The sequence below is a fragment of the Paraburkholderia caffeinitolerans genome, assembly GCF_902859945.1.
Taxonomy (GTDB): domain Bacteria; phylum Pseudomonadota; class Gammaproteobacteria; order Burkholderiales; family Burkholderiaceae; genus Paraburkholderia; species Paraburkholderia caffeinitolerans.
In genome coordinates, this window is the sequence record NZ_CADIKL010000002.1 from 195,776 (window position 1) to 220,347 (window position 24,572).

Sequence of the window (24,572 nt, forward strand, 5' to 3'; positions counted from 1 at the left end):
CTTTTGACCGCTAACCAGAGATCATGCGATTTACGAGATGGGATGAGCAGCGCTTCTTTTAGGATCGTGAGCGCTAAACCATCAGAGGAATATCGTGTATCTCTTCGACAAAGAACTTCCGTACTACAAAACTACGTTTTGGACAAGGCAATGGAACCACTGCGAAGGTTGCAAAGCGGTGGACGTGCAAGGCATCTCACTCGACAAGGCACCGCCGCCGCTGCCGCGCTCATCCAGAGATCAATCCGTCCAACAGAAAATAATCAAGGTTCCACCCTTCGACATTCAGGAAATACCCGACGCAATGCGACTTGAGGGTATGCCCGTTGCCGCGAAACTCATGCAAAGATGGTTTGCTGGCGTGCTCAACTATGCACCGACCGACGACGATCTCAAGGCCGAGGTTAACCAAAATGGCGAACCATATCCTCCCTGCATGTACGACACCGCCACGATCCGGATGAACTGGATTCTAAAGTTCAAGCGGGCAGAAAAGAAGTATCTCGACCTGTTAGCCAAGCAAATTCATAGCCAAATAGCACATGACAAACTGAAAATTATATTGATGCGATATCGAAATATAGCTTTGCCGTTCAATACGTGGAAAATATGTAAGAAAAATATGCCTGCTTTACACCGTCATTTCCAGTTTCAGTATATCAGTGTTGGAAGTTCGTTATCGCAAAAGATCGACGAATTCATTGAATCACAGTTTCACAGGGCTGGCGTCCCTGATGATCTTACCGGTGCACTTGGATCCTTCAACCTCTACGCTGCTCCAGCAGACGTGACAATCGACCCCATCGAGCGAGAGGCTGTAGTATCGAGTGTCTACGTATACGTCAAGGATAGCTACGACTTCACCGACAAATCTGGAGATGCATTATCACAGTATCTCGGCCATTGGAGCAGCAAAGGGGTGATCATTGTGCCGTACAATGGGATTGTGGGGCAACTTAATATCCCATCCCTGTATTTTCCTTATCCGGTTGCACGCGGCGATGTGCGAACGAAAGGCAATGTTTATTATCCAGTGCATAATAGGGATTTTCGTCAGTGGGCAATAAAGCACCAGAGAGGCGGTGATTTCATTATTTTTTCCGATCTCGCGCGTTGTCGCCTTCGCACGCCTATACGGGTCAAGCTATGAAAAAATTGGCAATCGCCATCGCCATACTGACGCTTACCTGGCTCTTCATTGCACACCGATCAGATGCCAATGCGCGTGGTTGCGTACGCAGCCCATCGCCCGATGGCCGCTACATTGCTGAGGAATGCATGCTCGATTGGCACCACGACGAAAATCCCAAGTACGTCGGCCGCGTCTACGATGCAGCCTCCGGCAAGCTGATCGTCCGACGAACGTTTCACACGCCGGTCCCGGAGATTACATGGGTCGATAACCATCTTTTGTTTCAGAGGGGCGGTGACGACGAAGATCTGGTGATCCTTCCACCTTCGCTCCAGGATCGCGTCGTTAGTGCATTCTGGCAATTGACCAGGTGATAAGCGCGGGGTATGCAGCCCTCACCCAAGCCGGTAGACCCCTTCCCCATCCACAACGACCCGCCCATCAGCCACCAGCTCGGCCAGATGCTGCGAAATCGTCCGCGTCTCGGCGGACACTACCCAGGGCCCCTCGTACCCCAGCGGATAAAGCAGCCGCTGCTCGACCAGTTGCTCCAGCGTCTTCGGCGATTCCTTTAGCCGCGCCAGCAGGCGCTGTTCGCGCTCGTCGATTTTGGCGCCGAACGCCGCGAGATCGCGCAAGAAATGTTCGCGGTCGGTGTACACGCCGCGATGATGCGACGTGACCCAGACCTTCGCCGGAATATCGGCCAGCCGCGCGATGCTGCGGCGAAAATCGCGCAAGCTCGAACTGCCATCGCCGTAGTAGGGCCCGAAGCCAGTCAGGTCGATGTCGCCGGTGAAGGCCACGCCCTCGGGCTCGACCAGCAGGACACAGTGGCCAGCGGTATGGCCGGGCAAATGAAATGCGCGTATACGCGACTGGCCGAGATCCCAGCACGCCCCATCCACATAGCCTTGCGCGTCCGGACGCGGCGCATAGAAGAAGTCGCGCTGAAGCATGGCCAGCAACGCGGCCTTGTCCTTCGCGCCAGTGCCATACGCCGCGAACATGCCTTCCGAACTGCGAATCGCCGGCAAATCGGCCTCGTGCACATGGACAGCGGCGCGGGGAATGCGATGAAGGCCCGCCATATGGTCTTCGTGCACGTGCCCCATGACCACCAGTTCGGTCGCCTCGAATTCAGCGCCGATGTGGTTCGAGACTAGCGGCGTGTCGAAAGCCGCGCGCGTGTCCGAGCCGCGAATGAGCACCTGATTGCCATCCGGGTACTTGCCGCTCTTCGCGCCGAACAGCACGGAAACGCGGCCGAAATCGGCGCGCGCGATGGTGATGGGTGAAGCGGAACTGCCGGGAGTCTGGTCCATGTCGATCCGCCTCTTTACCGCATCTTTCTCGCGTCTTTCCGTTAAGCCTTCTTGACGAATTCCGACTTCAGGCTCATTGCGCCAAAACCGTCGACCTTGCAGTCGATGTCGTGGTCGCTATCGACGAGGCGAATGTTCTTCACCTTGGTGCCCATCTTGATCACGCCGCCACCGCCCTTCAGCTTCAGGTCCTTGATGACGGTGACGGTATCGCCGTCTTGCAAAATATTGCCCGCCGAATCGCGATACACCTTGCCCGCAGGCTCGGCTGCAGCGGCCTCGGCGTTTGCGGCCCACTCGTGGCCGCATTCCGGGCAGATATAGACGGCGCCGTCTTCATAGGTGAATTCGGAATTGCATTGCGGGCACGGCGGTAATGCGGTCATGTTCAACTCTCAAGCTTGTTTAAAGCGGTTATTACGTAGCAAGCGACGTAGTCACTTGCGCAAGCGCGTGCCGACGGTGCTCTTCGTCTTGTAGGTCACGCCATGCTGCGCGAGGTATTCGCGAATCAATTGCCGGACCACCTGCGAAGGCGTCAAATCCTGTGCCGAGCACAGCTCTTCAAATGCCGCCTTCTTTGCGGGGTCGATCAGAATCGTCAGTCGGGCGCTCTTGGTTTCCATCACGCGGGTCTTGGGAGTTCAGATATGTTAATCAAATTATAATCGAATCCCGAGACCCGTTGTGGATCATGGCCCTCTCGCGGGTTGATCGGATCGTAGCGCAATCGATTTACCCGCCCCCAAATCGATCCCAACCGGCCCCCACTTCCCGTTCAGCGCTCACGCGCTATCCGCAAGCACGCCATCCAGAAACTCGCCGAGCCGCGAGTCCCAGTCCGTTTCCCGCGCGTCAATCTCAAGCGTCTCGACGCAGGCCATGTGCCGGTCGAAGCGCATGACGCTGTGCCGTTGAGGCGGCAGCGTATCGCCGAAGAAGAGGCCCGCCTCGTCCAGCAGCAGACAAGGCTTGTCCCTGTAGCGAGCCGCCATCACCGAAAGCCGATCCTGGACATGCCGCGCCGATTGCGCCGGATACACGAACACGAGATTCACGCCGGCTGCATCGAGCCGCTCGCTCAATGCCGCAAAGCGGTGCAGCAACTGGAACCCGCGCCCGCCTGCCCGGCCAACGCCCACAGCAATGAGCCCGCGCTCGCCACCCGCGTCGCGCAAGCGTATCCGTTTGCTTTCATGGGTCAGCAATGGAACATCCACTTCAATCATGCGCCTACTCCCCTGCAACGCTCCCACCTGATCCAGCCAAGTGCAATAGCATGTTAATCATCTTAACATCTCATTTAAACGTACGTCAGGTCGCACCTGGGGCATACCAACACCCTCTGGAAACGTAAAATCGATTCTGATAGCATGTTAATGTTGTTAACATACTGTGTTAACCGCATGCGCTTTCCTCCTGAAAGCCGCATGAGACCCAGCGCCCACCCACGACTCGCCCAGCCCAGCGGAGACCCGGCTCGATGGAACCTCGCCTCGTGATCCAGCTTGCGCTCGGCATCGTTGCGGGCTGGCTGGCGATCGGGTGCGCGGGCCTCGCGTATGCGCGCCGTACGCGCGTGGTCGCGCATGGGCTGTTTCCCGCTGGCGCGCTGCTCGGCGTGCTGCTGTTCGGGCTGGGCGTCTACGCCATGCGCGGCCCGGCGCAAACGCTCGTGCTACCCATCGGCCTGCCAGGTTTGCCGTTCCACGAGCGCATCGACGCGCTTTCGGCCTACTTTCTCGCCGTGCTCGGCCTCGTGAGCGCCGGCGTGAGCGCGTTTTCGTCGGGTTATTTCCGCAAGGGCGAAGGCACGCCGCCGGGCCTGCTGTGCTTCGAGTACCACGTGTGCCTCGCAAGCCTCGCGCTGGTTCTACTCGCCAACGACGCGTACGGCTTTCTCGTCGCCTGGGAAATGCTGACGATCTCGGCCACGTTTCTCGTCATGAGCAATCACCGCATCGCCGAGATTCGCGGCGCGGCGTTTCTCTACTTCCTGATCTCGCATGCCGGTGCGCTGGCGCTGATCATTTCATTCGGATTACTACAGGCTGGCACCGGCGACTACACTTTCGACACCATGCGCGCTCAGCACCTCGCGCCGTTCTGGGCATCGGTGGCCTTCCTGCTCGCGCTGGCCGGCTTCGGCGCGAAGGCCGGCATATTTCCGCTTCATGTCTGGCTGCCCGAAGCGCATCCCGCCGCGCCCTCGCCGGTCTCGGCGCTCATGAGCGGCTTCGTGCTGAAAGCCGGGCTCTACGGCTTGCTGCGCACGGTCTTCGACCTGCTACATCTGCAAATCGCCTGGTGGGGCGTGCTGATGCTCGCGCTCGGCCTCTTCACCGCGCTATTGGGCGTGGTGTTCAGCGCGATCCAGTCCGATATGAAGCGGCTGCTCGCGTATTCGTCGATCGAGAATATCGGCCTGATGTTCGTGAGTCTCGGGCTCGCGGTGCTGTTTCGCGCGTTCGGCATGAACGGGCTCGCGGCGCTGGCCATGACGGCGCTGCTTTATCAGATCGCGAGCCATGCCGCGTTCAAGAGTCTCCTGTTCGTCGGCACCGGCGCGGTGCTGCACGCCACGGGCGAGCGAAATCTCGGCCGCCTTGGCGGCCTGATTCACCGCATGCCCTGGACCGCCTGGGCTGCGCTCGTCGGCGCGCTCGCGAGCGCCGGACTGCCGCCGCTCTCGGGCTTCGTGTCCGAATGGCTGTTGCTGCAAAGCTTTCTGTTCACGCCCGGGCTGCCGAACGCATTCCTTAACATGGCCATTCCGCTGATTGCCGCGCTGATCGCCCTGGTCGCCGCGCTCGCGGGCTACACCATGGTCAAGTTCTTCGGCATCGTGTTTCTCGGGCAGCCGCGCGAGGCGTCGCTGGCCCGTGCGCGCGACGCCGGCCGCTGGGAGCGCGCGGGCTTCGGCTGGTTTGTCGCCGCCTGCGTGCTGCTCGGCCTCATGCCGGTGCAGATGGTGCGCGCGCTCACGCCCGTCGTCCGGCAGCTCGCGGGCGCCGATCTCGGTGCGGCAATGCAGGCGGGCGGCTGGCTGCTGCTCGCGCCCACCGGCGTCGAGCGTGCGAGCTACATGCCCGCCGTTTTCCTCGCGTTCTTTGTGGGCTGCTGCGCGCTCGCTTACCTGCTCGTGCGGCGCTTCTATCACGGACGGCTGCGCCGCGCGGCGCCATGGGCGTGCGGCAACCCGTTCGTCACCGCGCGCATGCAGGATTCGGCCGAGGGCTTCGGCCAGCCGATCCGCGAAATCTTCGCACCGTTGTTCCGCATCGAGCGCAGCGTGCCGTCGCCGTTCGATGCACAGCCAACTTATCGCGTCACGGCCTCCGACCGCACGTGGGCCTGGATCTACGCGCCGCTCGCTCGCGGCCTGCACTGGCTAGGCGCACTCGCGGGTCGATTGCAGGCGGGCCGCATCGCGGTCTACCTCACGTGCAGCTTTCTCGCGCTCATCACCTTGCTCATACTGGTGCGCCGATGATCACGCTATCCGGAGCGCTCTCGCAAGGGCTCGAAATTCTGGTGGCGCTGGCCGCCGCGCCGCTGCTTTCGGGCTGGATCGGCATCTGCCGTGCGCGGCTTCAGGGCAAACGCGGGCCAAGCCTGTGGCAACCGTACCGCACGCTGCACAAGCTCTTCAACAAGGAGTCGGTGGTTGCGCTGCACGCGAGCCCGATCACGCGTCTCGCGCCTTATGTGGTGCTTGGCTGCATGACGCTGGCCTGCGCGATCGTGCCCACGCTCTCGACCGACCTGCCGCTTTCGCCAGCCGCCGATGCAATCGCCCTCGTGGGCCTGTTCGCCCTCGCGCGCGTGACGATCTCGCTCGCCGCCATGGACACAGGCACCGCGTTCGGCACGCTCGGCGCGCGGCGCGAAATGCTGGTGGGCTTTCTCGCCGAGCCCGCGCTGCTCATGGTGCTGTTTTCCGCCTCGCTGATTACGCAATCGACCGGCCTCACGCGCATCGTCGAAACACTGAGCCACGGCCAGCTCGCCATCTACCCGAGCCTTGCGTTCGCGGGCATCGCGTTCGCCATGGTCTCGCTCGCGGAGAACGCGCGCCTGCCCGTCGACAATCCCGCCACGCACCTCGAACTCACGATGATTCACGAGGCGCTGATTCTCGAATACTCGGGCCGCCATCTCGCGCTGATCGAATGGGCCGCGAGCCTGAAGCTGTTCGCCTATTCGTGCATCGGCCTCGCGCTATTCGTGCCGTGGGGCATTGCCGAAACGGGCAACCCACTCGCGCTGCTACTGGCCGTGCCCGCGCTGTTCGTCAAGCTGCTGGTGGGCGGCGCGCTGCTCGCGCTCGTGGAAACGCTCAACGCGAAAATGCGGCTCTTTCGCGTACCCGAGTTTCTCGCCACGGCTTACCTGCTCGCGGTGATCGGCATGCTCGTCCATTTCCTGCTGGGGGCATGAATGCACGGCCTCGCCACGCAGATCATCAACTTTCTCGCCGCAATCCTGCTGCTCATCTCGTTCGCGATGCTGAGCCAGCGGCGCATTCTCGCGCTGATCCATCTCTACACGCTGCAGGGCGTCACGCTCGTGCTGGCCAACCTCGTGCTCGGCTACGTGACCGCCGACACGCACCTCTATATTTCCGCGGCGCTCACGCTCGTGCTCAAGGTGGGGCTGATTCCGTGGCTGCTCTATCGCCTCGTGCGGCGCCTGGCCATCACGAGCGACGTGGAACCGTTGCTCAACATCCCCGCCACGCTGCTCACGGGCATCGTGCTCGTGGTGGTGGCCTTCAACGTGGCGCTGCCGGTCACGCAGTTCGCCGCGTCGGTGGCGCGCGGCACGCTCGGCATCGCGCTCGCGTGCGTGCTGCTCTCGTTCATGATGATGATCACGCGCGCGAAAGCGGTGCCGCAGGTGATCGCGTTCCTCTCGATGGAGAACGGGCTCTTTTTCGCGGCAGCAGCCGCCACCAACGGCATGCCGATGATCGTCGAACTCGGCGTCGGGCTCGACGTGCTCGTGGGCATGCTGATCCTCGGCGTGTTTATGTTCCAGATTCGCGAGCAGTTCGACAGCCTCGACATTCACCACCTCGAAGCACGCAAAGATGAGTAGTGCCTGGATTCTCGCAGCGGTGCTCGGCCTGCCGCTCTTCGCCGGTGCAAGCCTCGCGCTCGTGGGCGCGCGCCGCTTCGCGCCCGACTTGAACGCGGCCTTCAGCCTGCTCACGCTCGCAGCGGCGCTCTGGCTCGCGCAGCGAACCCTGACGCAAGGCGCATCGTTCGCGTTCGGCCATGCGTTTCACGTCGACTCGTTCAACGCGTTTCTCGTGGCGCTCACCGCGCTGGTCGGCTGGACCACGGCGCTCTTTTCGAAACCGTATATGCGCGTCGAGCGCGAACGCGGCCGCATGAGCGCGAACCGCACGCGGCTCTATCACGCCATGTATCAGTTGTTCGTCTTCGCGATGCTGCTTGCGCTCCTGACCAACAATATGGGCGTTCTGTGGGTCGCGATGGAAGCCGCGACGCTCGCAGCCGTGCTGCTGGTGGCGGTCTATCGCACAGCGGCCAGCCTCGACGCCGCATGGAAGTACTTCATCCTCTGCGGCGTGGGCATTGCGCAGGCGCTGTTCGGCACGATCTTGCTGTACCTCGCCGCGAGCCGCGTGCTGGGCGGCGACGACGCGCTGCTGCTCACGAGCCTGAACGCCGCGAAGGCGAGCCTCGATCCCGCCATCGTGTCGCTCGCGTTCGTGTTCTTGCTGATCGGCTATGGCACCAAGGTCGGACTCGTACCGATGCACAACTGGCTGCCCGACGCGCACGCCGAAGGCCCGACGCCGATTTCCGCCGTGCTCTCGGGTTTGCTGCTCAACGTGGCGCTCTACGCGGTGCTCCGCTGCAAGGTGCTCGCCGACGGCGCGCTCCAGAACGGCTTACCCGGACACCTGCTGGCAGGCTTCGGGCTCGTTTCCGTGCTGCTCGCGACGTTCTCGCTATTCAGGCAGACCGACGCCAAGCGCCTGTTCTCGTTCTCGTCGATCGAGCACATGGGCATGATGACCTTCGCGTTCGGCCTGGGCGGCCCCGTGGCGACCTTCGCGGGCCTGCTCCATATGAGCGCGCACGCGCTGATCAAATCGGCGATTTTCTTCAGCGTCGGCCATGCCGCGCAGAAGACCGGCACCCAGGCGATCGTTGGCATTCGCGGCCTCGTGCGCACGAGCCCCGTGGTCGGCTGGGGCATGGTGCTGGGCACGCTCGCGATTCTCGGCATGCCGCCGTTCGGCGTGTTCGCAAGCGAATTCCTGATTCTCACGACGGCGTTGCAAACGCTGCCGTGGACCGTGCCCTTGCTGATGCTCGCGCTCGTGGTGGCCTTCGCGGTCATTTTCCGGCGCATGCAGGGCATGGCGTTCGGCGAATCGACCGCGCGCCGGCTCGAATACCGCCCGGCGCTGCTGCCGGTGTTCATTCATCTGGGCATCGGGCTCATGCTCGGGCTCTACATTCCGTCCTGGCTCGCGGCATGGTATCGCGCAGCGGGGGCAGTGCTCGCAGGTTGATCGATGCGCATCGATACACTCCACTCGCGCGGCCTCATGCGCCTCGCCACTTTCGCCGACACGCCGGCGGCGCTCGTCGCGCAAGTCGACGCCGCTGCATGGCTGAGCCTCGCTGCCGACGTCGACGCAAGCGGCGGACGCCTGATCTCGATCTGGGGCGACGAGAGCCGCGACGGCACGCTCAGCGCAAACGCCGCGTATGCCGTCGAAGACGGTCTGCTATGGGTCCGGCTATCGCTCGGCAATGCAGCATCTGGAGACGGCGCGTACCCCGACATTTCCGCGCTGTTTCCCTGCGCGGCGCGCATGCAGCGCGCCGTCCACGATCTGACCGGCCTGCGCGCCCATGGCGCCAGCGATGTGCGCCCGTGGCTGAATCACGGCAACTGGCCCGCCGACTATTTCCCGCTGCGCCAATCGGCATCGGGCACGGAGCGCTTCGAATCGAACGAGGCCGATTACGCCTTCACACGCGTCGAAGGCGAAGGCGTGCACGAAATCGCGGTGGGACCGATCCACGCGGGCACCATCGAACCCGGGCACTTTCGCTTCTCCGTGGTCGGCGAAAAAGTACTGCGACTCGAAGAGCGGCTTGGCTACGCGCATCGCGGCATCGAGCGCCTGTTCGAACGCACGCCGGCGCTGGCCGGCCATCGCGTGGCGGCCCGCATTGCCGGTGACAGCAGCGTCGCTTTCGCATGGGCGTATTGCATGGCGCTCGAACGCGCGCTCGGCACGACGATTCCCGCGCGCGCGCAATGGCTGCGTGCGCTGCTGCTAGAGCGCGAGCGAATCGCCAATCATCTCGGCGATCTGGGCGCGCTCGGCAACGACGCTGGATTCGCGCTCGGGCTCGCGCAGTTCTCGCGCATGAAAGAGGACTGGCTGCGCCTGAACGAACGCGCGTTCGGCCACCGCTATCTATTCGATGCGATCGAGCCCGGCGGCGTGGCGCGCGATCTCGATCCGCAACAGGCCAGCGCGATCGTCGCGCAGTGCGAGCACATCGAGCACGAGGTTCATTCGATGCGGCGCATCTACGACGATCACGCCGGATTGCAGGACCGTTTTGCGAAAACGGGCACGCTCACGCCTGCCGTGGCGGCCCGGCTCGGCGTATGCGGCCTCGCCGCGCGGGCGAGCGGATCGGCGATGGACTTGCGCGTGGACCACGGCCCCACGCCGTACCGCGAAATCGGCGCACGCCACGCCAGCGATGAGCGCGGCGACGTGGCCGCGCGCGTGGCGCTGCGCTTTCGCGAGGTGGACGAATCGCTACGGCAGATTCGCGCGATCATCGCGGGCCTGCCGCCCGGCGGCGTTGCCGTGCAGCCCGACACTGCGCACGCACCGTCGTTTGGCGCAGGCTGGATCGAAGGCTGGCGCGGCGAAGTGTTCGTCGCGCTGGAAACCACGGGAGACGGCATGCTGGCCCGCTGCCACTGCCATGATCCGTCGTGGCAAAACTGGCCCGCCATCGAAGTGGCGATCATCGGCAATATCGTGGCCGACTTCCCGCTGATCAACAAATCGTTCAACCTCTGTTACGCGGGGCACGACCTGTGACGTGGCAACTTCTCAAGCGGATCGCCAGCACCCGCGCTCCCGCACCAGCGCTGCCGGAGGGCGGCGACGACTGGCGCACGAAGGCCCAGCACCTGCATCAGCAGATGCTCGACGTGCTCGGCCGCGCGCTGTGCATCCGGCAAATCGATGCGGGTTCGTGCAATGGCTGCGAGCTGGAGATTCACGCGCTCGGCAACCCGTACTACAACATCGAGGGACTGGGGATTCGCTTCGTCGCGAGCCCACGCCACGCGGATATGCTGCTGGTGACCGGACCGCTCGCGTTGAATATGCGTGAAGCGGTTCGGCTGGCTTACGAGGCCACGCCAGCGCCCAAGCTGGTCGTGGCGGCCGGCGAGTGTGCCTGCACGGGTGGCATCTTTAAGGATAGCTACGCAGTTTGCGGCGCGCTCTCGCAGCTTATTCCCGTGGATGTGAGCATTCCGGGATGCCCGCCTTCGCCGCTCGAACTGATGAGAGGCATTCTCGCGGCGCTGCGGGCTTCGGGAAAGTGACGATACCCGCAAGGCCAAATCGCATGGCAACCGCGCCCTTGCCGACGCGCTCGCCAAACATAACCTCATACATTTGCGGAATGCAGCCAGCGCGCAGCCTGCATAGCGGACGCTCAAATGAGAGTGCCTTGACATCCGTTTGAGATATATCTAGAATGAGAGCAAGGACATTCCCATCTGGGAGAATCACATCATGACCCTGAATCAATCGTCCGGCCGTCAAGCGGCCGCGCGCCCGGCTGCGAGGCATGCCCGCAAGTCGTTGGTCGCCTCAGGCCACCCCGGCGCCCGCCACGACGATATCGAAACGTTCCTCGTCAGATTCGATCCGCTCGAGCAGCGCCGGCAGATCCGCGAAGGCATGGAAGCGGCAATCATCGAGCGCGTGGCTAAGGACCTGTTGCACGTGCCGGTCCAGACGCTGCTCGCGCACCTCAATCTGCCGAGCTCGACCATCCTGCGCAAGATGGCACGCGAGGAGCGTCTTTCGCCCGCTGAGTCGGATCGCGTTGCACGCGTGCTGTACGTGCGTCAACTCGCTATGGAAGTGTTTGAGGATGCGGCGCTGGCCGCCGAGTGGATGCAGCGATCGAACGCCGAACTGGGCGGGCTCTGCCCGCTCGAGGTGCTCGACTCGCAGCCAGGTTACGACCGCGTGCGCGAGATTCTGCTGCGCGTCATTCACGGCGTGTCTGCATGAGGCTTTATCGCCTCGCGAAAGAAAGGCGTGGGTATTACCGCGCCGACGACCTGAGCGGCAATGGTGCGGCGCTCGCGGGCGGCCGCTGGAACCCGCGAGGCATGCGGGTGCTCTACACCTGCTGTCATGCCTCGACCGCCCTGCTCGAGGCGCTGGTGCACATGGCGGGCTTATTGCCGGCCGGTGGTTATTTTCTTGTGACGCTGGAAGTGCCGGACCCGGTCTACACCCATGCGTTCGTACCGCAACTACCCGAAGGCTGGGCGGACCTGACGCGCGAACCCGGGCAGACACGGGCGCTTGGCCGGCAATGGCTCGAAGCGGGCGAGCAACTGGGGATGCGGGTACCGTCAGTCATCTGTCCAAGCGATTTCAATCTGCTGCTGAACCCGATGCATCCGGAAATGGAAAGCGTCGAGGTCATCAGCGTCGAACCCTTTACGCTGGATCCACGCCTGTTCGGTCAGACGACGCGATGAATCCGATGTCGGTGAATTGGCACGGCCCCTGGCGCAAGACGCGCGCAGGGGCCTCAATCGCTGGCCGGGGATGGATATCCCCGTTGGTCGGGCAGCCTCAAGCCACTCGCTGATTCAAGCGCCCACGCGTAATCGCCTTGATCTGATTAAGCGCGTAGTCGACTTCGAATGCCGTATCGCGCGCGACACGGTTCTTCAGTTCGAAGAAAATCCCGGCCTTGGTGTAATGGCGAACGCAGATGATGAACGGAAAGCCATGCCGTTCGCGGTACTCACGATTCATCTGCTGCAATTGCGCCTCTTCTTCCTGCGAGAGCGCGTGCAAACCGGCGCTGCTCTGCTCGTCGGTCGACGCCGCCGTCAAGCCGCCGCGCCGCACGGCCTCGGCGGACAATTCCGGGTGGCGATCGAAGAATGCCTTGATTGCCGAAACGTCGCGACCGCGGATGCTGTCCATCATCGCATCATGGAGGGCATCCACGGACTGGAACGGACGTGCGCCCCACGCGTCTTCGGCCACATCGGGCGAGTGCTCGAAAATATCGCCCAGCGCGTGGACGAACTGATCCTTCGCCATGGCGTTGATCGCGGCGAGATTGGGAGTGTCGAGAGTAATCTGGGACATCGTCGTTAAAGTCCTCGAAGCAGGAGTGAGGCTTCGAGTATAGAAATCGACTCGGGCGGTGCGTTAGCGGGCAAGCACTATGGGCCGTATATCAACCCGCGAATTCAGGCGCGCTATGCACCGCCCGCCACGGTTCTCAATACCGTGACGCTTTCGGCAATGAGGCCTCGCAACCAGATATGCGCTTTTGCACGATGCTTGTTCGGATGCCATAGCGCGTAAAAGCGCATCAGCGGAAAGTCGAACGGCGCGGGCTTGATGATCAGCGGCAGGCGGCGCGCATAGTAGGCCGCGAAATGCCGCGCCGTGGTCAGAATGAGATCCGAGTCGCTCACGAGATACGGCGCGAGGCTGAAATATGGGCACGACACCTGACGCCCCCGCGAAAGCCGCAGCGTGGCGAGCGAGCTCTCCACCACCCCGCGCTGCGAACTCGAATACGGCAGCGGCACCAGATGCGACGCCTGAATATAGCTTTCGGCGGTCAGCTTGCCGGGGCGCGTGAGCGGATGATCCTTCGCCATCAGGCACACCACTTCGTCTTCGAGCAATACGCTCATGTGCAGATGCTCGGGAGACGCCGGCCAGTTGCCGATCACGATGTCCACCTGCCCTTCCGCGAGCGCCTTTTCATAGTCGTAGTCCGCGCCCATCGGCAAGGTCACGAGCTTCGAATTCGGCGCGCTGCGCCGGAACCGGCTCACCAGGTCGGCGAGAAACGGCGGCGCGAGGTAATCGGGCATCGCTATCGTGAAGGTGCGTTCGGAGCGCTCGGGGTCGAAGGCCTCGTCGGCGCTGAGCATCTTGTCCAATGCACTGAGCGCGACCTGGGCGTCCTGTACCAGCTGGATCGCTCGCTCGGTGGGCACCATCACGTTCTTTTCGCGGGTCAGCAGCGGGTCGCCGAACAGCTTGCGCAAGCGCTTGAGCGCCGTGCTGAGCGCGGGTTGAGACTGGTTCATTCTAATGGCGGTGCGCGACACGCTTCGTTCTTCCACGAGGGTGCATAGAACCCGCAGAAGATAGGTGTCGAGCGGATCGTCATTGCGCATGGTGACTTCCTGTTGATGAATCAGTGGCACTTTGCCGTTGATAGCCGCACGCCGTCAACGGTTGCCGATGCATGGCGCATCGCCATGAGCGCGGCACGTCCCGCCCGGCGCGGCTGAAAATCGGGGCGTCATGGCCCTTGCCGGGATTATCCGGGCTCGCGGCGTTTCCCTCCAAACCACGCCGGATCGGCTGCTTTTCAGTTTGATATAGAGCCTATAACACCTCCTCGCTATCAGCCCCCATACCCCTGCGATATGGTCACGACTCACTACAAATACACGGCCCTGCGAGGCGACGATGCACAAGTCGTTTCCGACGAACCGCCACGTATGAGGTGGTTGCATCGGTGCTTGCATCTCCAGCCTTGAAAGGTCGATCTCTTTCAGGAGACATTCATGTCCGTCACTGAGCAGAATGCGTCTACGGTCTATTCCGGCGCCGATGCTTCGATCGAGGATGCCGTTTATCGCAAGGTGTCCTGGCGTTTGCTGCCGTTCCTTTGCATCCTCTGGGTTCTTGCCTGGCTCGACCGCGTCAATATCGGCTTTGCCAAGCTGCAAATGCTCGATACGCTGAAATTCAGCGAAGCGGTCTACGGCCTCGGCGCCGGCATTTTCTTTCTCGGTTATTTCTTTTTCGAAGTGCCTTCGAACGCGCTGCTGCAGAAAATCGGCGCGAAGAAGACCATCATGCGCATCACGATCGGCTGGGGCATTATCTGCATCCTCCAGTCATTCGTTCGCACCCCGACACAGTTCTATCTCTTGCGCTTTTTGCTTGGCGCATTCGAAGCCGGCTTCTATCCGGGCATTATTCTTTACCTGACCTACTGGTATCCGAGCAGCCGCCGCGCGAAGGCGTTCGGCACCTTCATGTCGGCCTCCGCAATTGCTGGCGTGCTGGGCGGCCCGCTCGCGGGCACCATCATGACCTCGATGGACGGCGTGAGCGGCCATCACGGCTGGCAATGGCTGTTCGTGATCGAAGGCATTCCGTCGATCGTGGCCGGCATCGTGGCGTTCTTCTACATGACCGACCGCCCCGATCATGCAAAGTGGCTGACCGTTTCCGAAAAGCAGGTCCTCCAGAACATTCTGGAGCAGGACAAGCGCGCGCTCGGCGAACGCGGTCATGACTGGCGCACGCTGTTCAGCAACCCGAAAGTGTGGCTGCTGATCGCAATCTTCTTCTGCCTGCTGTGCGCGAATTCGGCGCTCACGTTCTGGATTCCGACCATCATCCGCGACTCGGGCTTCGGTTCGACCCTCGTGATTGGCTGGATTGCGGCATTCGCCTATGTGTTCGGCGCGGCGGGCATGATCCTGAACGGCGCACGCTCCGACCGCAACAAGGAAGTGCGCTGGCACTTCGCCGTCCCGGCGGGCTGCGGCGCGCTGGCCATGGCCGCCCTGGCCGCCATGCTCGGCTTCCACGGCATTGCCCCCGCCTTCACGATGGCCGCGATGGTGATCGCACTGGCCGGCACCATGAGCGCCATTCCCGTGTTCTGGCAATTGCCGAACCTGTATCTGGCCGGCAGTGCGGCAGCCATCGGCGTGGCGCTGATCAACTCGGTGTCCAACCTCGCCGGCTTCGGCGCGCCGTATGTGCTGGGCCTCGTCAAGACCGCCACGGGCAGCCTCGCGCCCGGCCTGTACCTCGTTGCCGGAATCGAGTTGCTGTCGGCGGCGCTGGTGATCCTCTTCATCGTGCAAGCTCGCCGCTCGAAGGAGGGCTGATCCATGAGCGACCTTCGCAAACCCAATCGCCGCCAATTCGTTCTCGCCTCGATGACCATGGCCGGCGGCGCGCTGCTGTCGCGCCAGGTGCTCGCGAGCACGCCCACTGCTGCCGCATCGTCGGCGTCTTCGGCGCAGCCCGCACAATCCGCGGACCCCATCTCGCTGCATGGCGCGAGCCCGCGCCTGACGATCCACATTCTCGACACCTGGCACGGCATGCCCGCGACGGGCCTGAACGTGGAGTTCGCGCGCATCGAGAACGATGTCGCCGTGCCGATCAAAACGGTGCGCGTCAACCAGAACGGCCGCGCCGACGAGCCGCTGCTGATCGGCGACAGCTATCGCACCGGCGATTACGAGTTGCTCCTGCATGTGGACGATTACTTCCAGATGAAAGGCGCACGGATTGGTTCGCCCTCATTCCTCTCCAAGGTGCCGATTCGCTTTCGCATCAGCAGCGCGGCGGAGCGGCTGCATCTGCCGGTGCAGTTCGGCCCGTGGAATTACACCTACTACCGGGGTAGTTGAGCGTGGCAGCTGAGCGGCCCGCGCCGCCACCTGACGATCAAACCCGATCAACCCAATCCGGAGCAAGCGAATGGCAGGCATCAGCACTCATGTACTCGACCTCACGACGGGCAAGCCCATCGCCGGCGTGCCGATCGAACTCTACGACCTGAGCGTCAAACCGCCGAAGCTGCTGAACCGCACGGTCAGCAACGCCGATGGCCGCACCGACGCACCCATGCTGGCCGGCAGCGCAGCGAAAGCAGGACAGTTCGAATTGCGTTTCGCCATCGGCACGCATTTCAAGGAGCAGTCGGCGCTGGCCGATGTCGTGCCGGTGCGATTCAACGTATTCGATCCCGTGCAGCACTATCACGTGCCGCTGCTCTGCTCGCCGTGGTGCTTTTCCACGTATCGCGGCAGCTAACCCTCAACGCATTTCAATGGAGACGTCCCATGTCCAATACCGATACTGAAACTTATCTGGTCGACTCGATCCGCCTTGCCATGGAGAACGTGCAAGAGCGCAAGACCTGGCCCTTCGGCGCCGTGCTCGTGCGCAACGGCAAGGTGCTGGCCCGTTCGGTCAATGAAGTGGATGCGCTTTGCGACCCCAGCGCACATGCCGAAATGCAGGCAGTGCGCGCTGCTAGCAAGGCCCAGGGCAGCACGGATCTGAGCGGCGCAGTGGTCTACGCGAGCGGCTACCCGTGCTCAATGTGCTTGACGGCAATGTATCTGGCGGGCGTCAGCAAGGTGTATTACGCCTACTCGAACGAAGAAGGCGAGCCGTATGACCTCTCCGCCGCGCGCGGCTACGTGGAAATCGCGCGCCCGATCGAGCAGCGCGAGATGAAGCTGATCCACCACCGCGCACGCGACGAAGGGCAGGACCTGTATGAAGCGTGGCAGGCCGTGCAGGGTTAAGAACCCATCCGTAAATAACTCCCCAAGCTCCAACCCGCAAGCGAACGCGGCGTTGGAGCGAAGGCCCGGTTACGAAGCGAGCCAAACCTTGGCGGCAGCCCCTCTTCATAACCGGGGCAGACTGCCACGCATCACGCCAGCAGCTTGCGCTCCGTCTTCCCGTACTTCAACGATTTCTCATCCGGAATCATCAGCCCGGTGCGCTCGTCGCGGCCCTGCAAAATGAAGCGTGCATCAGGGTTGCCGATCTGCTCGGCCGCGAGCTTGCTGTCCTTGCCAATCTCCCCCTTCTTCATCCGGTTCACGATCACGCCGACCGCTGTGTCCTTGAAGTCGCGCAGCATCCACGCGTCGCCGTCGCTGTCGCCGAATACGAGCAGCGGGCCATAGCCCTTCTTCGACTCCAGTTCGCCGCGAATACCCGCAGTCTTGCCCGGACCGTAGTTGAAGTACCAGCCGCTCTTGTAATTGCTCGTGTACTTGCCGTCCTGCATCTCCAGCCGCATGCCGATCACGTTTTCCGGCGGCACGCCGTAGCCGTAGTTCGGATGGCCGGAGAAAACGCGCACGATGTCGTCGAGCGACGCGGTGCTCACATAAACGTCGATTCCGTTGGCGCGCAGCGTATGCATCACCGCACGAATTTCCTCATGAATGCGCAGGCCGTGGAAATGCTGGTCCGACACGACACCCGCTTTGCCAGGCAGCGTCTTCGGGCTTTCATACGTCACCTTGCGCAGCGCGTCGCCGATCCCATGATCGTTCGAGGCGGCCGCCAGCGCCTGCACCTCGGCAGTCGTCATGTTCCTGTAGAAGTAGATGATCCACTTGTAGCCGACTTCGAGCGGATGCGTATCGCAGATCGCGTCGTACATGAAATACAGCTTCGCGCGGAAATCCTTGAACTGGTCGGTTTCCTGGATCACTTCGAGGCTCTTGTCGCCGGCGAGACCCTTATAGTTCGCATACAGCCAGCGGTAGTCGGATTCGACGTCGGCGGCGAGGTCCTCCATCGTGACCTGCTTGCCGTCCACCGTGGTGTAGTCCTTCATGAACGGGCCCTTCGGCACGTCTCTCCACATCACCTGAACGAATTCATCCGGCGTCAATTTGTACTGCAGATGATCGATCTGGTACATCAGCAACGCTTCTTCGCAGTCGTTCATGATGCACGTATTGTCCCAATCGAACACCGCGTATGGACGACGATTCGGGTTGTATTGCTTGCTTTTCACGCCGTGCTGGTCGAGCACCGACTGCAGGCGCGCCGCGTTCAGCGGCGACCAGCGGGCCGGATCGAGCGCGTCGGCTGTAGGCTTTCCGGCTTCTGCAGCGCCTGCTCTGGTGACAAGCGCGCCGGCCGCGGTGGCAACGGCAATCGTGTTTAGAAACTTGCGGCGTTGCATGGTCTCTCTCCGTGGATATGACGGCCCCTCGGGTGCGAGGGCACGTGCACACGAAAATATGACGGAAATATGACAACGCCTTACCGCCGTGCGACGGCAAGCTGTCCACGAACGACATTATGCGAAAGCGGTATAACCCGCTATGACGGCCTTCCTGCCTTCACCACCGCGTCATAAGCCCGCTTCATGCGCCGCGCGCCTTCCCTGATCGCGTCCACGCCAGGCGCGGCAAACGAAAGCCGCAACGAAGCCTGATCGGCTGCATCGGCAAAGAAGGCTTTACCGGGCACGAAAATGATCTTCTGCTCGATCGCCCGCGCCAGCAGGTCCGATGCGTCGATGCCCGGCAAGCGAGCCCACACGAACATGCCGCCTTCGGGCTGCGCAAACTCGATGGCCTCCCCCAGTTCCTCACGCAACGCGGAGCACAGTTCGCGGCATTTCACGCCGTAGGCCGCCGTTATTTTCGGCAGATGAGGTTCGAGCGCGCCAGCCGCCAGGTATTCGGCCGCCACCGCCTGAGTCCAGGGCGAGCTGCACAGATCGACCGTCTGCTTGGCGATGACGCAACGCCTCACGATCTCGCGCGGACCAACCATCCAGCCCACGCGCAGACCAGGCGCAACGATTTTGGACAGGCTCGCGAAATGCACGACCCAGTCGCGCGCGCCGTCGATCTGCTCCGCCTCGGCGAGCAGAGAGCGCAGCGGCGCGCCTGCAAAGCGCAGATCGCCATAGGGATCGTCCTCGACCACCACGAAACGATATTTGACCGCCAGCGCGAGCAGCGCGCGCCGACGCTCGGCGGACAGCGTCGCGCCGGTGGGGTTCGCAAAGGTCGGCACGGTGTAAAGCAGCTTCGGCTTGCCGCATGCGCCCGATTCCAGCAGCGCCGCGAGCTTCTCCACCTGAATCCCCTGCGCATCGATCGGAACCGTCACGATCTTTGCACGCTGCAACCGGAACGCCTGCAAAGTCGCGGGATAGGCGGGCTCTTCGGTGAGCACGACGTCGCCGGGTTCGACCAGCACGCGCAGCAGCAAATCGAGCCCCTGTTGCGAGCCCGTGGTCGCCATCACCTCGTCGGCTTCGCACACTGCGCCACGCCGGCCCATTAGCGCCACGATTTCACGCTTGAGCGCCGGCAGTCCATCCGTGGGCCCATATTGGAGGCACTGAACCGCGGGATCGTAAGCGCGCTGCGCCGCGAGCCGCAAGCCTTCCACATCGAACAAATCGCTGGCCGGATAGCCGCCCGCGAACGAAATCATGCCGGGCTCGCTGAGATACTTGAAGAGCTCGCGAATCGGTGAACCCGAAGGCTGATGGAACGGAGTCGTGAACGCGTACATGGTGTCGTTCGAGAGAGGTGAAGAACCGGAATGGATCGAAACGGTGGTGAGCCGCCGTCCGGAGAAAGTGCTACCGGACGGCGTAACTATGAATGAAGCGGGCCGGCTGGCGCTTTCAGTCGATGTTGAAATCGATGCCTTGCGCAAGCGGCAATGCCGACGAGTAGTTCACGGTGTTGGTCGCACGGCGCATATAGCCCTTCCACGCATCGGAGCCGGATTCGCGTCCGCCACCCGTTTCCTTTTCGCCGCCGAATGCGCCGCCAATCTCCGCGCCGCTCGGGCCAATATTCACGTTCGCGATGCCACAATCGCTGCCGCAAGCCGAAAGGAAACGCTCGCTCTCGCGCATATCCGTTGTAAACACGCACGACGAGAGACCGTGGTGAGCCGCGTTGTTAGCCTCAATGGCAGCGTCGAAATCGCTGTACTTGAGCACGTAAAGGATCGGTGCGAAGGTTTCCGTGAGCACGCTCTCAGTTTGCGACGGCATCTCGACAATCGCGGGACGCACGTAGAAACCCTGCTCGTTGCCGCTCACGACGTGGCGTTCGCCGCCGAACACCTTGCCCCCTTCGGCCTTCGCTTGCGCGAGCGCGGCCTGCATGCGGCCAAACGATTGCTCGTCGATCAGCGGGCCCATCAGCGTGCCCTGCTCCAGCGGATTGCCGATAGTCACCTTGCCGTAAAACGCCTTGAGGCGCTCGACTGTCTTGTCGTAAACGCTCTCGTGCACGAACAGCCGGCGCAACGTCGTGCAGCGCTGGCCCGCCGTGCCGACAGCCGCGAAGAGAATGCCGCGCAGTGCCAGTTCGAGGTTCGCGGTATTCGACACGATGCCGGCATTGTTGCCGCCGAGTTCCAGGATCGAGCGTCCGAAGCGGCGCGCCACTTCGATGCCGACGGCGCGACCCATTTCCGTGCTGCCGGTCGCACTGACGATGTTCGAGCGCGGATCGGCCACGAGCTTTTCGCCGACTTCGCGCCGGCCATTGATCAGCATCGTCAGGCCCTCGGGCGCGTCGCCAAACTCTTTGAGGGCGTCCTGAAGGATGCCGTCGACCGCGAGCGCCGTGAGCGGCGTTTTTTCCGAAGGCTTCCAGATCACGGCATTGCCGCAAATAAGCGCGAGCGCCGCATTCCACGACCACACCGCCGCCGGGAAATTGAATGCGGAGATCACGGTGCAAACGCCCAGCGGATGCCAGCTTTCCGCCATGCGATGGCCGGGCCGCTCCGAGGCGATGGTCAGGCCGTAAAGCTGCCGCGAAAGTCCCACTGCAAAATCGCAGATGTCGATCATTTCCTGGACTTCACCCAAGCCCTCCTGAAGGATCTTGCCGGTTTCGAGCGTAATGATGCTGCCAAGCGCCTGCTTTTTCTCACGCAGCTTGTTGCCGAGAATACGCACGAGCTCGCCGCGGCGCGGCGCCGGTACGTTGCGCCAGACCTTGAACGCGGCCTGCGCCTTGTCGAGCAACGCGTCCACGTTGGCGACCGGCTCGCTGGGAACGCGACCAATCAGTGCGCCGTCGATCGGCGAATGGACTGCGATATCGCCGGCTTCCGCCAGATGAGCAATGCCGAGTTCCTTGAGAATGCTCGATGCTTTCATGCTATGTATGACCTCTTGATAATGCTGATTCAAAAAATTGACGACGTTGAATTCATCGGGATGATCGACGCCGATTTAAGCCGATTCAAGTCGTTTTAAGCCGCTTTATACTGTTTCCTCAGCGCAACCGGACACGGGTTCGAGCCGGGTGGACTGCCCTCGTGCAAGCGAGCGCAACGCAAGCTCCGCGATATGCAGCGTGTGCCGTCCAGCGCCCTGCGCGATCTGCTCGCGGCAGCTAAATCCATTCGTCACCACCAGCGTCTCGCGCGGCGCTTGCCGCACAAGCGGCAGTAGCTTGTCCTCTCCAATCTTCATCGACAGTTCGTAGTGGGCGGCATTGAAGCCAAACGATCCTGCCATACCGCAGCAGCCGGTATCGAGGAGCGTCCAGCGCACCCCCAGCTTGTTCAGCAAGGCCGTTTCGCCCTTCATGCCGAACAGCGACTTTTGATGGCAATGCCCATGCACCAGCACATCCGCATCGAGCGCCGGCCATTCGAATTGGGCTTGCGAGACGAAATCCGAAAAGAGGAAGCTTTGCTGCGAGAGCCGCCGCGCAATATCGTTGCCCGGAAGCTGCTTCAGCAACTCATCCTTGAACACCGACAGGCAACCCGGCTCGAGCCCGACCACCGGCACGCCGCTGCGGATGTCGTCCGCGAGCGCTTCGACAATGTCGGATAGCAACGCCCGCGCCTCATCGAGGAGACCGTAGTCGTAGAGCGGGCGTCCGCAGCACAGCCGTTTGCGGGGCAGCACCACTTCGTAGCCGATGCGCTCCAGAACCTCCATGGCGGCCGAAGCAACCTGCGGCGAGAAATGATCGTTGAAGGTGTCGACCCAGAGGATCACCTTTTGGCGAGCCACATTGCGCAGCGCACCGCGCTCTGCATGTTTTTCCGCACTCGACGCCCTGAACGACTTCGGCGCGAAAACCGGGAGATCGCGCTCGGCGGCCACGCCCGCGACCCATTTGCCGATGCGCGCCAGCGACGGCGAAGACATCGCGAAGTTCGCAAGCCGCGAGAAGCGGCTCGCCCATGGCGCCCATTGCCCGATTCGCCCCATGAACATCGCCTGCCGCGGCCGGCGATGGTTTTCATAGTAGTGCGATAGAAACTCCGCCTTGTACGAGGCCATGTCCGTATGCGTCGGACAATCGGACTTGCACCCCTTGCAGGCGAGGCAAGCGTCGAGCGCCTCCTTGACTTCCGTACTATTCCAGCCGTCTTTGATAACCTCGCCCTGCAACATCTCCCAGAAGAGATGCGCGCGGCCGCGCGTCGAGAAGCGCTCTTCGCGGGTGGCGCGAAAACTCGGGCACATCGTGCCGCCGTCGAGTGAGCGACACTTGCCCATGCCGATGCAGCGCTCGACCGCGCGTTGCATGCCATCGCCCTCGGGACTTTCGAAGCTCAGCTTCGTCGTGAGCGTCACGGGCTTGTATGAAGGCCCCATGCGCAAGTTTTCGTCGACGCGGTAGGCGTTCACGACCTTGCCTGGGTTCAAGCGATTCGCCGGGTCCCAGATGGCCTTGAACTCTTCCATCGCCTGCATGATCTCCGGGCCGTACATGATCGGCAGGAATTCCGCCTTGGCTTGCCCGTCGCCATGTTCGCCCGAGAGCGAGCCGCCGAAATCCACGACGAGCTGCGCCGCTTCACGAAGGAATCCTCTCCATTTGAGGACGCCTTCCGCCGTGCGGATATCGAAGGTAATGCGCGCGTGCACGCAGCCGTCACCGAAGTGGCCGTACAGGCAGGTGTCGTAGCCGTAGCGGTCAACCAGGGCCTGAAAATTCCGCAGATAGTCGCCCAGCCGCTCCGGATCCACGGCAGCATCTTCCCAGCCCACCATCGGGTCGGGCTTGTTTGGGTCGATCGACAAAGCAACCGCCGATGCGCCGGTCTCGCGTATCGACCAGATCTTCTGCTGTAGCGCTTTTTCCGTGACGACGAAGCCCGTCACGTCGGCGCACGCCTCAGCCGCCAGAAAATGGCGCTCCGCCGCTTTTGCCTGGCGCGTCGCGTCCTCCATCGAATCAGCCCCGAACTCGAGCACGACCCACGCGTCGCCGTGCGGCAGCAGCGCGATCTCCTCGCTCTTGAGGCCGCGCGCCTGCAGGCCGCGCACGATGCCACGATCGAGGCCTTCGATGGCGATGGGAGTAAAGCGTGTGAAATGCGGCACCGCATCCGCCGCAACGTAGATATCCTTGAAGCCGAGCAGGAGCAGCACGCGAGAAGCCGGGCTATGCACGAGCCGCACCTTGGCCTGCAGCGTAATCGCGCACGTGCCTTCGGTTCCCACGAGCGCGCGCGCAACGTTGAAGCCGTGCTCCGGTAGCAACTGGTCGAGGTTGAAGCCCGAGACGCGCCGCTTGATTTGTGGAAACTCGTCGCGAATGTGCGCTGCGTAGCGATCGCGCAGAGCGCGCAGGCGCCGATAGATTTCGCCGCGACGGCCGCCTTCGGCGATGATCGCGTCCAACTCCCCTTCGCTGGTCGGGCCGACCCAGAAGCGCGCGCCATCGTACGTCAGGACCTCCAGGGCTTCGACGTTCTCAGCCGTCTTGCCCGCCATCACCGAATGCGCTCCACAGGAGTTATTCGCAATCATGCCGCCGAGCGTGCAGCGGCTGTGCGTTGCCGGATCGGGCGCGAACGTGAGGCCGTGCTCCTCGGCGGCATCGCGCAGCGAGTCGCAGACGACACCGGGTTCCACGATTGCCGTCTTCCCGACCGGGTCCACGGACACCACCCGGTTCACGTACTTGCTGGCGTCCGCCACCACGGCGACGTTCACGCATTGGCCGTTTTGCGAGGTGCCGCCGCCACGCGTCAGGAACGGTACGTCGTGACGCTTGCAAACCGCCACTGCGGCGACGAGATCCTCCACGTCGGCGGGCACCACCACGCCAAGCGGAATTTGCCGGTAGTTCGAAGCATCCGAAGCATAGAGCGCCTTCGATCCGGCATCGAACCGGACTTCGCCGCGCAGCGCGCGGTGAAGATCGGCTTGAACGCCTTGCAGCACGTCTTCGCTGGCCTGATACGGAGTGGCGGCTTTCAA

General features: G+C 62.6%; 24 protein-coding genes. 14 read left to right on the forward strand and 10 right to left on the reverse strand.

Annotated features, from left to right (window positions below; genetic code table 11):
* Positions 1-94: 94 nt before the first annotated feature.
* Positions 95-1,150, forward strand: coding sequence for a DUF6402 family protein (locus tag HV773_RS02525; RefSeq protein WP_129563443.1), 1,056 nt, complete (start codon positions 95-97; stop codon positions 1,148-1,150).
* Positions 1,147-1,506, forward strand: coding sequence for a hypothetical protein (locus tag HV773_RS02530; protein WP_129563444.1), 360 nt, complete (start codon positions 1,147-1,149; stop codon positions 1,504-1,506). The genes HV773_RS02525 and HV773_RS02530 overlap by 4 nt, the downstream gene beginning before the upstream one ends.
* 21 nt (positions 1,507-1,527) lie before the next feature.
* Here the strand turns inward: HV773_RS02530 and HV773_RS02535 are convergent, their stop codons facing one another.
* The 4 genes from HV773_RS02535 to HV773_RS02550 all read right to left on the reverse strand — a co-directional run bounded on the left by HV773_RS02535 (position 1,528) and on the right by HV773_RS02550 (position 3,686).
* Entirely contained in the window at positions 1,528-2,457 is a 930-nt protein-coding gene (locus tag HV773_RS02535; RefSeq protein ID WP_129563445.1) for an MBL fold metallo-hydrolase, read from the reverse strand.
* Positions 2,458-2,498: 41 nt separating this feature from the next.
* Complete coding sequence (locus tag HV773_RS02540; protein WP_129563446.1) at positions 2,499-2,843, reverse strand: zinc ribbon domain-containing protein YjdM; 345 nt, start codon at positions 2,841-2,843, stop codon at positions 2,499-2,501.
* A gap of 51 nt (positions 2,844-2,894) precedes the next feature.
* Positions 2,895-3,083 (reverse strand): ribbon-helix-helix protein, CopG family, encoded by a 189-nt coding sequence (locus HV773_RS02545; RefSeq protein WP_129563447.1) that lies wholly within the window; start codon positions 3,081-3,083, stop codon positions 2,895-2,897.
* A gap of 159 nt (positions 3,084-3,242) precedes the next feature.
* On the reverse strand, positions 3,243-3,686 hold the full coding sequence (locus HV773_RS02550) for a hypothetical protein (RefSeq protein WP_129563448.1): 444 nt from the start codon (positions 3,684-3,686) through the stop codon (positions 3,243-3,245).
* Positions 3,687-3,940: 254 nt separating this feature from the next.
* Between HV773_RS02550 and hyfB the strand changes: the two genes are divergently transcribed.
* The 8 genes from hyfB (at position 3,941) to HV773_RS02590 (ending at position 12,270) form a co-directional block, all read left to right on the forward strand.
* Positions 3,941-5,950 (forward strand): hydrogenase 4 subunit B, encoded by a 2,010-nt coding sequence (hyfB, locus tag HV773_RS02555; RefSeq protein WP_129563449.1) that lies wholly within the window; start codon positions 3,941-3,943, stop codon positions 5,948-5,950.
* Positions 5,947-6,897, forward strand: coding sequence for a respiratory chain complex I subunit 1 family protein (locus HV773_RS02560; protein ID WP_129563450.1), 951 nt, complete (start codon positions 5,947-5,949; stop codon positions 6,895-6,897). Before hyfB ends, HV773_RS02560 begins: the two co-directional genes overlap by 4 nt.
* Positions 6,898-7,557 (forward strand): formate hydrogenlyase, encoded by a 660-nt coding sequence (locus tag HV773_RS02565; RefSeq protein ID WP_129563451.1) that lies wholly within the window; start codon positions 6,898-6,900, stop codon positions 7,555-7,557. It begins immediately after the preceding gene.
* Positions 7,550-9,010 (forward strand): hydrogenase 4 subunit F, encoded by a 1,461-nt coding sequence (locus HV773_RS02570; RefSeq protein ID WP_129563452.1) that lies wholly within the window; start codon positions 7,550-7,552, stop codon positions 9,008-9,010. The genes HV773_RS02565 and HV773_RS02570 overlap by 8 nt, the downstream gene beginning before the upstream one ends.
* A 3-nt stretch (positions 9,011-9,013) precedes the next feature.
* Complete coding sequence (locus tag HV773_RS02575; RefSeq protein ID WP_129563453.1) at positions 9,014-10,576, forward strand: hydrogenase large subunit; 1,563 nt, start codon at positions 9,014-9,016, stop codon at positions 10,574-10,576.
* Positions 10,573-11,091 carry an NADH-quinone oxidoreductase subunit B family protein gene (locus tag HV773_RS02580; RefSeq protein ID WP_129563454.1) on the forward strand — a complete coding sequence of 173 codons (519 nt, stop codon included), beginning with the start codon at positions 10,573-10,575 and terminating at the stop codon, positions 11,089-11,091. Before HV773_RS02575 ends, HV773_RS02580 begins: the two co-directional genes overlap by 4 nt.
* A 193-nt stretch (positions 11,092-11,284) precedes the next feature.
* Positions 11,285-11,791, forward strand: coding sequence for a type II RES/Xre toxin-antitoxin system antitoxin (gene parS, locus HV773_RS02585; RefSeq protein ID WP_129563455.1), 507 nt, complete (start codon positions 11,285-11,287; stop codon positions 11,789-11,791).
* Complete coding sequence (locus tag HV773_RS02590; protein WP_129563456.1) at positions 11,788-12,270, forward strand: RES family NAD+ phosphorylase; 483 nt, start codon at positions 11,788-11,790, stop codon at positions 12,268-12,270. The genes parS and HV773_RS02590 overlap by 4 nt, the downstream gene beginning before the upstream one ends.
* Positions 12,271-12,367: 97 nt before the next feature.
* Here the strand turns inward: HV773_RS02590 and uraD are convergent, their stop codons facing one another.
* The gene (gene uraD / locus HV773_RS02595; RefSeq protein ID WP_129563457.1) at positions 12,368-12,895 is read right to left on the reverse strand and encodes a 2-oxo-4-hydroxy-4-carboxy-5-ureidoimidazoline decarboxylase; all 528 of its coding nucleotides are present in this window, start codon (positions 12,893-12,895) and stop codon (positions 12,368-12,370) included.
* 113 nt (positions 12,896-13,008) lie between these two features.
* A complete protein-coding gene (locus tag HV773_RS02600) occupies positions 13,009-13,947 on the reverse strand; it encodes a LysR substrate-binding domain-containing protein (protein ID WP_129563458.1) in 939 nt (312 codons plus the stop codon).
* Between the two features lie 396 nt (positions 13,948-14,343).
* On the opposite strand from HV773_RS02600, the gene HV773_RS02605 reads away from it, so the two are divergent.
* The 4 genes from HV773_RS02605 to HV773_RS02620 all read left to right on the forward strand — a co-directional run bounded on the left by HV773_RS02605 (position 14,344) and on the right by HV773_RS02620 (position 17,124).
* A complete protein-coding gene (locus tag HV773_RS02605; RefSeq protein WP_129563459.1) occupies positions 14,344-15,687 on the forward strand; it encodes an MFS transporter in 1,344 nt (447 codons plus the stop codon).
* Positions 15,688-15,690: 3 nt separating this feature from the next.
* Positions 15,691-16,218, forward strand: coding sequence for a hydroxyisourate hydrolase (gene uraH / locus HV773_RS02610; RefSeq protein ID WP_129563460.1), 528 nt, complete (start codon positions 15,691-15,693; stop codon positions 16,216-16,218).
* 70 nt (positions 16,219-16,288) lie between these two features.
* Complete coding sequence (uraH, locus tag HV773_RS02615; RefSeq protein WP_129563461.1) at positions 16,289-16,624, forward strand: hydroxyisourate hydrolase; 336 nt, start codon at positions 16,289-16,291, stop codon at positions 16,622-16,624.
* Positions 16,625-16,653: 29 nt separating this feature from the next.
* The gene (locus HV773_RS02620; RefSeq protein ID WP_129563462.1) at positions 16,654-17,124 is read left to right on the forward strand and encodes a nucleoside deaminase; all 471 of its coding nucleotides are present in this window, start codon (positions 16,654-16,656) and stop codon (positions 17,122-17,124) included.
* Between the two features lie 131 nt (positions 17,125-17,255).
* On the opposite strand, the gene HV773_RS02625 is transcribed toward HV773_RS02620, so the two are convergent.
* The 4 genes from HV773_RS02625 to HV773_RS02640 form a co-directional block, all read right to left on the reverse strand.
* Positions 17,256-18,530, reverse strand: a complete 1,275-nt coding sequence (locus HV773_RS02625) for an HAD family hydrolase (RefSeq protein ID WP_175194180.1) — start codon at positions 18,528-18,530, stop codon at positions 17,256-17,258.
* 140 nt (positions 18,531-18,670) lie between these two features.
* Positions 18,671-19,882 (reverse strand): aminotransferase-like domain-containing protein, encoded by a 1,212-nt coding sequence (locus tag HV773_RS02630; protein WP_129563463.1) that lies wholly within the window; start codon positions 19,880-19,882, stop codon positions 18,671-18,673.
* 115 nt (positions 19,883-19,997) lie between these two features.
* The gene (gene amaB / locus HV773_RS02635; protein WP_129563464.1) at positions 19,998-21,497 is read right to left on the reverse strand and encodes an L-piperidine-6-carboxylate dehydrogenase; all 1,500 of its coding nucleotides are present in this window, start codon (positions 21,495-21,497) and stop codon (positions 19,998-20,000) included.
* Between the two features lie 105 nt (positions 21,498-21,602).
* Positions 21,603-24,572: an FAD-binding and (Fe-S)-binding domain-containing protein gene (locus tag HV773_RS02640; RefSeq protein ID WP_129563465.1), complete on the reverse strand. Its 2,970-nt coding sequence runs from the start codon at positions 24,570-24,572 to the stop codon at positions 21,603-21,605.